Annotated in this window: 7 protein-coding genes; 4 read left to right on the top strand and 3 right to left on the bottom strand. The window is 71.5% G+C overall.

The window, feature by feature from the left end; all coding sequences use genetic code 11:
* The first annotated feature begins 468 nt into the window (after nt 1-468).
* The gene (locus tag HGB44_RS24100; protein ID WP_061083414.1) at nt 469-1,305 is read left to right on the top strand and encodes a CPBP family intramembrane glutamic endopeptidase; all 837 of its coding nucleotides are present in this window, start codon (nt 469-471) and stop codon (nt 1,303-1,305) included.
* A gap of 222 nt (nt 1,306-1,527) precedes the next feature.
* On the opposite strand, the gene serB is transcribed toward HGB44_RS24100, so the two are convergent.
* Together serB and HGB44_RS24090 are read right to left on the bottom strand one after the other, a co-directional pair.
* Entirely contained in the window at nt 1,528-2,787 is a 1,260-nt protein-coding gene (serB, locus tag HGB44_RS24095; RefSeq protein WP_061083416.1) for a phosphoserine phosphatase SerB, read from the bottom strand.
* A gap of 101 nt (nt 2,788-2,888) precedes the next feature.
* Nucleotides 2,889-3,542, bottom strand: coding sequence for a DUF1707 SHOCT-like domain-containing protein (locus HGB44_RS24090; RefSeq protein ID WP_061083413.1), 654 nt, complete (start codon nt 3,540-3,542; stop codon nt 2,889-2,891).
* Nucleotides 3,543-3,897: 355 nt separating this feature from the next.
* Between HGB44_RS24090 and HGB44_RS24085 the strand changes: the two genes are divergently transcribed.
* Nucleotides 3,898-5,463, top strand: coding sequence for a serine hydrolase domain-containing protein (locus HGB44_RS24085; RefSeq protein WP_082768635.1), 1,566 nt, complete (start codon nt 3,898-3,900; stop codon nt 5,461-5,463).
* A gap of 99 nt (nt 5,464-5,562) precedes the next feature.
* Here the strand turns inward: HGB44_RS24085 and HGB44_RS24080 are convergent, their stop codons facing one another.
* Nucleotides 5,563-6,345 carry a hypothetical protein gene (locus HGB44_RS24080; protein ID WP_061083412.1) on the bottom strand — a complete coding sequence of 261 codons (783 nt, stop codon included), beginning with the start codon at nt 6,343-6,345 and terminating at the stop codon, nt 5,563-5,565.
* 56 nt (nt 6,346-6,401) lie between these two features.
* Here HGB44_RS24080 and HGB44_RS24075 point away from each other — a divergent pair, with 56 nt between their 5' ends.
* Together HGB44_RS24075 and HGB44_RS24070 are read left to right on the top strand one after the other, a co-directional pair.
* A complete protein-coding gene (locus HGB44_RS24075) occupies nt 6,402-7,187 on the top strand; it encodes an ABC transporter ATP-binding protein (protein ID WP_017563494.1) in 786 nt (261 codons plus the stop codon).
* Nucleotides 7,188-7,608: 421 nt separating this feature from the next.
* On the top strand, nt 7,609-8,532 hold the full coding sequence (locus HGB44_RS24070; RefSeq protein ID WP_017563493.1) for an SPFH domain-containing protein: 924 nt from the start codon (nt 7,609-7,611) through the stop codon (nt 8,530-8,532).
* The last annotated feature ends 5 nt before the right edge of the window (nt 8,533-8,537 follow it).

The raw sequence follows: 8,537 nt of genomic DNA, 5'->3' as shown, positions 1-8,537 counted from the left end.
CTGCCCTGTGGTGGGGTGGGAGAGTAGGTCGCTGCCACGGTTTTTCTTGAGGGGGGAGGGGTTGCCTTGCGGGGCGGCTTCTCCCCTCTTTTTTGTTGTGGTGGGGGTGGGGTTGTCTTGTCGGGCGGCTCTGTCTCCTCTTTTTTTGTGCGGGTGTTTGTGCGTTTGTGAACGCGGGGGGTGGGGGTGGGTCTCTGGTTCTCAGTGAATGGGTGGGGGTCGGGGTGTGGTGTGTTCTGCGGACAACCCACACAAGACCCTCGCGCGTGATTCCCGTAGCGCACGCGACGACCCGATGAGAGCCGTCAGCTCCTTACGAAGGAACCGTCACCGGACCGCTCACGAGTTCTGTCCCCCGAGAGAGCTACGCGCAGGTGTCCACTGCACGGTGACGATTCCCAGCCGCCGAATCCGTAGTGTTCGATGCAGCCGCGGCACTCCGTCCGCGGATCCGGCGAAGGAGTTTTCGTGAGAATAGTTTGGCAGTTCTTGGCCGTCGCGGTGGTCGCCCTCATCGGAGGTCAGGGCCTTGCCGCGGTACAGGGGAACCCGTGGCTCACCATCGCCGTCGGTGTTCTGACGGCTGTGCTTTCGGTGCTCGCCTACAGGTGGGTCGTACGCCGGACCGAGCACCGTGAGGTCACGGAGCTCTCTCGGAAGGGCGCCGTGGCGGCGACCGGCCTGGGGACGCTGATCGGCATCGGGCTGTTCGGGCTCGTCATCGCGAACATCGCCTTCCTCGGGTTCTACCAGGCCAACGGTGTGGGCTCGGTGACGGGCGCGTTGGGGCTGCTCGGCTTCATGGCCGCGGTCGCGGTGGGTGAGGAGGTGATGTGGCGCGGCGTCCTGTTCAGGATCGTCGAGGAGCGCACCGGAACGTGGATCGCGCTGGTGCTGACCGGTGTGCTGTTCGGCCTGGTCCACCTGATCAACCCGCACGCCAGCTTGTGGGGCGCCATCGCCATCGCGATCGAGGCCGGGGGCATGCTCACCGCCGCCTACGCCGCCACCCGCAGCCTGTGGCTGCCGATCGGCCTGCACTTCGGCTGGAACCTCGCCGGGTCCGCCATCTTCAGCACCTCGGTCTCGGGCACCGACAGCCAGCAGGGACTGCTGGACACCACGCTGTCGGGTCCGATGCTGATCACCGGCGGCGACTTCGGGCCCGAGGGAAGCCTGTACTCGATCCTGTTCTGCACCGTGGCGACGATCGTCTTCATGTGGATGGCCCACCGGCGCGGCCGTCTGGTGCCCCTCCGCCGGCGCGCGGACGGGGTCGACGCGACCGCCGCCCCCTCCCTGTAACCGGTCCACGGTGCCCCGGAGACCGTGTCCAAGCGGTCGTCCGCACCTGCCGCCGCGGCCTGGTGGCCTGACGCGCCGCGCGGGCCGCGGGGAGCGTCAGGACCCGAGCGGCCGCCGTGTTCCTCGGGCGCGGGTCCGCAGCTCTCACCGGTTCCCTGCGTCCTCCGGAGCCCTGTGTCCTCCGCCCCCGCCGGGGGCGGAGGACACAGGGCTCCCGGGCCGTCAGCCAGGCAGCACCGAGTTCGAAACCGGTTCGATCTGCCCCCGCATGTCCGCGGCCTCGATCTCCTCCCGGGTGATTCCGAGGATGAACGCGATCGTGTCCAGGTAGGGCACGTTCACCGAGGTGTCGGCCTGCTGCCGCACGACCGGCTTGGCGTTGAACGCCACGCCCAGTCCCGCGGCCTGCAACATGTCCAGGTCGTTCGCGCCGTCGCCCACGGCCACGGTCTGCTCCAGGGGAACACCGGCCTCCGCGGCGAACCGCTCCAGGGTGGTCGCCTTGCCCTTGCGGTCGATGATCGGACCCACCAGCTCACCGGTGAGCTTGCCGTCGATGATCTCCAGGGTGTTCGCGGCGGCGTAGTCCAACCCGAGGCGCTCGACGAGCACGTCCGTGAACTGCGTGAAGCCGCCGCTGACGATCCCGCACTCGTAACCCAGGCGCTTCAGGGTGCGCACCAGCGTCCTGGCGCCCGGCGTCAACTGGATCTCCTCGCACACCTTCGGGATGGCGGAGGAGTCCAGGCCCTTGAGCAGCATGACCCGGCGGCGCAACGACTCCTCGAAGTCCAGTTCGCCGCGCATGGCCTCCTCGGTGACCCGGGCGACCTCGTCCGCGCATCCGGCGTGGGCGGCCAGCAGCTCGATCACCTCGCCCTGGATCAGCGTGGAGTCCACGTCCATGACGATGAGGTGCTTGGCCCGTCGGTGCAGGCCGCTGGGCTGCACGGCCACGTCCACCCCCTGGGTGGCCCCCTCCATGGCGAGTTCGGCGCGCAGCTGGTCGACGTCGCCGCCGGAGATCTCCATCTCCACGGAGGTCACCGGGAAGCTGGACAGCCGCTCGATCCGGTCGATGTTCGCGCCTGCGCGCGCGACGCACGAGGTGAGGGCGCCCAGGGCGCCGGGACGCAGCGGGTCGGCCAGGACGGTCACGTGCAGGCGCTCGTGGACGACCGCCTTCACACGGCCGTTGTCCTTCCCGCCGCCCTTGCCGTAGCCGACCTCCATGTCGAGGTCGATGGCGGTCTTGTCGAGCGCGCTGCGGACCTCCTCGAAGACCCGCGCGGGGCTCACACCGGGAGCCACCCGCTCGTCCACCTCCAGGACCGCGCCCAGCACGAGGCGGCCCGCGAGGACCACCTGTTCCAGATCGGCGATGGTCACCGGAAAGACGGAGAGGGTGCTCAGAAGACGAGCACTGATGCCCGGACGGTCGTGGCCGGTCACCGTCACCAATAGCGTGGATTTATCGTTCATGGCGTTGTCCACGGTACTCGGCCACTCCGGAGGGGCGTCGCGCAGGGCTGGCCCTTTTCCCAGCTAGTTCACTATGTGGACAGCTGGAGGCGCGACGTACGTCACCTGTCCTTCCGACTCTTTTTCTTTCGCTTGGGTCCCTTGGCCTTGATGTCCACCCCGCCCAGCATGCAGGTCCCCGTCAGGCGGACGACCGGGGCGTTCGGGTCGGTGACCTGGTCCGTTCCGTGCATGTCGGCGCCGCCCAGGATCGCGGACGTGTTGTTGATCACCCTCACCCCGTGGGGCACGGTGATGTCCACCCCGCCCATGATCACCGCGACCTGGATGGTCACCTCGTGCTGGCTGAGCACCGCCTCGCGCAGGTCCAGTTCCACGCCGCCGCACAGCACGGACACGTTCGTGCGCGGCTCGACCAGCCAGCGGCCCTTGCGCTCGCAGCCGCCGAACACCGCGACCAGGTTCTCCGAGCCCTTGCTCTGTCCGGCCAGGTCGCGCGCCTCGCTGCCCAGGATCTCCATGCCGCTGGGCTCGTCGGAACGCCGTTCCATCGACGCGTAGTCGTACCCCTGGCCGGGCACGGGCAGGTCCTCCACGATGGGGCCGAGCTCGCCCATGGTCTTGGCCTTGTAGAGGGTGTCCAGCCGCTCCTCGTGCTCGACCGGCGTCAGGCGCCCCTCGGCCAGGGCCTCGCGCAGCCGCTCGGCAACCTTGTCCCGGTCCGCGTCGGAGGCTCGGATGTGCTCGGGCTGCATGATGACGGGTCTCCTCGTTCCTTCCGTGGGGCCGGGGGTCCGGCCTGCCACACACCCAGTATCGGCATTCTCCGCCGCCACGGGATCAGGTAACGTCCCTGGCCCTACCCCGAGAATCCCGCTCCCCGTCCCAGGGTGTCCTTCCCCACCTCCAGGGTGGCCCTCGCGGGCGCGCGGAACAACCCCTGCCCCGCCCCCGCCCAACGCCTGCGCGCCTGACCGGAACCGGGAGCGGTGCCCGCGTGCCGGGACCGCGGGGTGGTGCGCACCGCAGGGCCGCCGTGGCGGAGACCCCAGGAGAGGTCCGAGGTCCACACCATGGAGGGCGCCCCGCCGCCCTCCCTAGCGTGGCCGCATGCCTCCAGACCCACGCCCACGCCCAGACTCAGACCCACTCCTGGACCCGGGTCCACGCCGCGGCCATCGCGTCCTCTGGGTCCTGGGAGCCTCCGCCCTGCTGCTCCTGCACGCGGTACCCGCCTCCGCCGGACCCTCCCCGACCCCGTCCCCCGCGGCCGTCGACGCCCTCGTGGAGGAGTACCGGGAGGCCACCGGCCTCCCCGGCGCGGCGGTGGTCCTGACCCACGGCACGGAGGTCGTCCACGCGGAGGGGTACGGCACGACCCCCGGAGGGGAACCCGTCACCGAGCACACGCCCATGGCCGTGGCCTCGGTGAGCAAGTCCTTCACCGCGCTGGCGGTCCTCCAACTGGCCGAGGCGGGAGAGCTCGGCCTGGACGACCCGGTGCGGGAGCACCTGCCCGGGTTCACGATGGCCGATCCCCGCGCGGTACGGATCACCGTCCGCCAACTGCTCGACCAGACCTCCGGCATGTCCGACTCCGAGTTCGCCTCCTACAGCCGGGGCCGGAACACGCTCACCCTGCGCCAGTCCGTCGAGGACCTGCGCGACGCCGGTCTGGCCGCAGAACCCGGCACGCGGTGGGAGTACCACAACCCCAACTTCCAGGTCGCCGCCCGCCTGGTGGAGGTGGTCAGCGGACGGTCCTTCGCCGACTACCTGGACGAGAGGGTCCTCTCCCCGCTGGGGATGGACGACAGCACCACCATCGACACCGACCTCGACCTGCCGCCCAGCGCGCGCGGCCACGTCAGCGTGCTCGGCCGCTCGTTCCCGGCGGACGAACCCCCGGGGTTCGGCAACGGCTCGGGCGGCGTCCTCAGCACCGCCTCGGACATGGGCGCGTGGCTCGTCGCCCACAACAACGGCGGGCGGGGGCCGGGCGGCGACCGGATCCTGTCCGAGGAGGGCGTCGAGTCCCTGCACACCCCCTCGCCGGTCTCCGAGGGGTCCTACGCGCTGGGGTGGTCGCTGGACGAGACCGGTTCGGGGGCGCCGGTGGTCGAGCACAGCGGCAACCTGCTCACCGCCACCGCGCACCAGGCGCTGCTGCCCGACAGCGGCCACGGTGTGGCGGTCATGGCCAACAGCGGATCGGCGGGCAGCGGCGCCTCCGCCCTGGCCGCCGCGCTCGTGGAGCTGGTCGACTCGGGACGGGCACCAGCACCGCCGACGGGCACGGCGGTGCTGGTCGCGGACGCCGTCCTGCTCGCCCTGGGCGCCGCCGCCGTGCCGCTGGCCTGGCGGGGCGTCCGGCGCGCGGGCGACTGGGCCCGTGCGTGCGGGGGCCGCCCGTGGTGGGACGTGGCGGCGCGCCTGCTGCCCTACGCCGCGCCACCGCTGCTGATGGCCGTCCTGCACGAGGTGGTCGGATGGCTCTACCGGGGCAGGGACGTGGCGTGGTTCCAGGTGCCCTACCTGTTCACGTCGTTCTGGGCGGCCCTTCTCACGTTCGCCCTGGCCTGCGCGGCGGTCGCCTCGGTCCGCGTCGTCCGCCTCGCGGCGGTGCGCCGCGGGAGCGGCGGCACCGGCGGGCAAGCGGGGCGAGCCTCGGGCTGAGTGCCCGGGCGGCCCGGTTCCCCGCTCCAGGGGCTGGGGCGGGGGCCGACCGTCCCGGCTCCGGCGGCCCGGCGGCGGTCCGACGGCTCCCGGGTCCGCTCAGCGTCCCGGCACACCCCGGTCGGACAGGTCGATCGCACCGTGCGCGGCCACCAGGGCCCGGCGCACAGCCGCGTCCAGCCTCCGCAGCCCCTCGGAGCGGGCCGTCGCCTGGTGGGCGGTCAGCCCCCGTCCCGACGACGGATCGGCCAGCTCCACCACCCTGGCCAACCGTCCCGCCTGCTCCGCCACCCGGTGCGCCCGCGGCGGGTACCCGCGGGCCAACGACGACGGACCGCCGCCGTCCAGTTCGCCCAGCTGGCGGTGCACGTCCGGCGCGAACGGCGCGACGTCGTCCACGCCCTCCATCGCCCGGGCGGCCTCGATGAGGGCGAGCTTGAGCGCCTGCTCCGCCTCGGCCAGGCCGGGCACCTGCGGCAGCGCGTCGTTCGCCGGATACGGTGTCCACGAAACGCCCACATAGGATGAACCACGCCGGTCGGCGGAGGGCACCAGGCCCACCTGCCGGTCGGCGAGCCGCACCAGTACCCCCTCCCGCGCCTCGACGGCGGCCTGGTTGAGCTCCTTGGGGCCCACCAGTCCGAGGGGATCGCCCCAGGTGGGCAGGGCCAGCCGGAAGGCGGACAACCCCAGGCCGCGAAGCCGTGTCAGTGCGGCCCGCAGCGGTACGCCGCTGTCGAAGGGCAGGTCCACAGCCGGTACTGTCCCGATCAGGTTGGGACCACCGCGCCGCTCGACGGCGTCGACGGCCTCGTCGAGGCCGACGTGCCCGGACAGCCAGGCGTTGCCCCAGGCGACGAGTGGTGCGGACGAGAGATGCATTGCTTCAGGGTAGGGCGGCCCGTGCACCGGCGTGGGACGTGACGTGAGGGAGGACGATGGACGGGCGTGTTCTGGGCCTGAGCGGGGTCACGGTGCGGAGGGGCGACGCCCATCTGCTGGACGGGGTGGACTGGACGGTCCTGGAGGGCGAGCGCTGGGTCGTCCTCGGCCCCAACGGTGCGGGCAAGACCACGCTGCTCAACGTGGCCTACAGCCAGACGCACCCGACCGCGGGCGAGGTGGAGATCCTCGGCGAGCGGCTGGGCCGGGTGGACGTGTTCGAACTGCGTCCGCTCATCGGCTACGCGGGTGCCTCGGTGGCGTCGCGGATCGAGGAGGGCACCGAGGTCCTCGACATCGTGCTGAGCGCCGCCTACGGCTACGTGGGTCGCTTCCGCGAGGAGTACGGGAACCCGGACTACGGCCGCGCCCGTGCCCTGCTGGGCCACTGGGGCGTCGGCGACCTGGCCGACCGCCGGTTCCACACCCTCTCCGAGGGCGAGCGCAAGCGCGTGCTCATCGCCCGCGCGCTGATGTCGGACCCCGAGCTGCTGCTCCTGGACGAGCCCGCCGCCGGGCTGGACCTGGGCGGCCGGGAGGACCTGGTGCGCCGTCTGGGGAGCCTGGCCCGCAACGAGGCCGCGCCCGCGCTGGTGGTGGTGTCCCACCATGTGGAGGAGATCCCCGCCGGGACCACGCACGCCCTGCTGCTGCGCGGGGGCTCGGTGGTGCAGGCCGGCCCGATCGACGGGGTCCTGACCGCGGACCACCTGTCGGAGACCTTCGGGCTCGCGCTGAAGGTGGAGAGGGACGGGGACCGCTGGAGCGCCCGGGCCGTCTGAGCGCCCGGGCCGTCTGAGCGCCCGGGCCGGTCGAGCGCTCGGGGCGCGGGGTGAGGGAGGCCGTCCGGGCGGGCGTTGCGCCCGGAGCCCCGGACGTCCGGAGACCCGGCCGTCCGAGCACGTGTCCCGTCCGGTTGCACGGGCTCTCCGAGGACCGGTTCCCTCTTATTGGATTGCGTTAACGAAGCAAATGTATTGACCATAAACAGCATTTCTGTCCGGATGTGGTCGCCCCGGCGCATATGGGGTAGCGTCAGCGGACGGTGAGCGGATCGCTCCATTTCGGCGCGCTTTATGATCTTCGGGTGGGCGGGGCCGCCGGGCGCGGTCCGTGCCCGCCTGTCACCCCCGTCAGGAGATCCGGAGCTGCCCAGATGCCGATACCGAATGACGTCCTCCGTCCGGAAACCGGGGCGGTCCCATGACCATGATCATCATCGTGGCGCTTTTCGTCGCGGTTCTGCTGCTCGTCTTCTGGCGGAGTGTGCGTATCGTTCCGCACTCGATGGAGGACGTCGTCGAGCGTTTCGGTAAGTTCCACCGGACGTTGAGCTCGGGTTTCAACATCGTCGTCCCCGGTGTGGACCACGTGCGCGAGCGCATCGACCGCCGCGTCCAGGTCGTGAGCTTCCCGCCGCAGTCGGCCATCACCGAGGACAACCTCGCGGTCGAGGTCGACTCGGCGGTCTACATCAGGGTCGTGGACGCCTACCGGGCCACCTACGAGGTGGCCAACTTCATCCAGGCCGTCGAACAGCTGACGCTGGCCACGCTGCGCAACGTCATCGGCGGTATGAACCTGGAGGGAACGCTCACCTCCCGCGACGCGATCAACCGCGAGCTGAAGGCCGTGCTGGACGAGGCCACCAGCGACTGGGGCATCGAGATCAGCCGTATCGAGCTCAAGGGCATCGAGCCGCCGTCCTCCGTGCAGGAGGCGATGGAGATGCAGATGCGCGCCGACCGGGAGAAGCGCGCCCAGCTGCTCAGCGCCGAGGGCGAGAAGCAGTCCGCGGTCCTGCGCGCCGAGGGTGAGCGCTCGGCGGCGGTGCTGCGGGCCAGGGGCGCGGCCGAGGCGCAGGCGCTCACCTCCAAGGCCGACGCCGAGGCCCAGACCACCCGGGCCCGCGGTGAGGCCGACGCCATCCACATGGTGTTCAAGGCCCTGCACACCAGCCGGGTCGATCCGGACGTGCTGGCCTACCACTACCTCCAGAAGCTGCCGGAGATCGCCCGGGGCGACGCGAACAAGGTGTGGATCGTCCCGGCCGAGATGGGCCAGGCCCTCAAGGGGGTCGGCGCCGCGTTCGACCGGCTGCGCGACGACGTGGTCAGGGCCCCCTGACCCGG

Origin of the sequence: Nocardiopsis alborubida (genome assembly GCF_012396365.1) — a bacterium.
GTDB classification, from domain to species: Bacteria; Actinomycetota; Actinomycetes; order Streptosporangiales; family Streptosporangiaceae; genus Nocardiopsis; species Nocardiopsis alborubida.
The sequence above is the reverse complement of the archived record's forward strand: the minus strand, read 5'-3'. Positions and strand labels throughout refer to the sequence as shown.

Excerpts from the sequence above, each read along its gene's own strand:
- serB (WP_061083416.1), bottom strand. The coding sequence starts at position 2,787 with ATGAACGATAAATCCACGCTATTGGTGACGGTGACCGGCCACGACCGT.
- HGB44_RS24090 (WP_061083413.1), bottom strand. The coding sequence starts at position 3,542 with ATGCAGCCCGAGCACATCCGAGCCTCCGACGCGGACCGGGACAAGGTT.
- HGB44_RS24085 (WP_082768635.1), top strand. The coding sequence starts at position 3,898 with ATGCCTCCAGACCCACGCCCACGCCCAGACTCAGACCCACTCCTGGAC.
- HGB44_RS24080 (WP_061083412.1), bottom strand. The coding sequence starts at position 6,345 with ATGCATCTCTCGTCCGCACCACTCGTCGCCTGGGGCAACGCCTGGCTG.
- HGB44_RS24075 (WP_017563494.1), top strand. The coding sequence starts at position 6,402 with ATGGACGGGCGTGTTCTGGGCCTGAGCGGGGTCACGGTGCGGAGGGGC.
- HGB44_RS24070 (WP_017563493.1), top strand. The coding sequence starts at position 7,609 with ATGACCATGATCATCATCGTGGCGCTTTTCGTCGCGGTTCTGCTGCTC.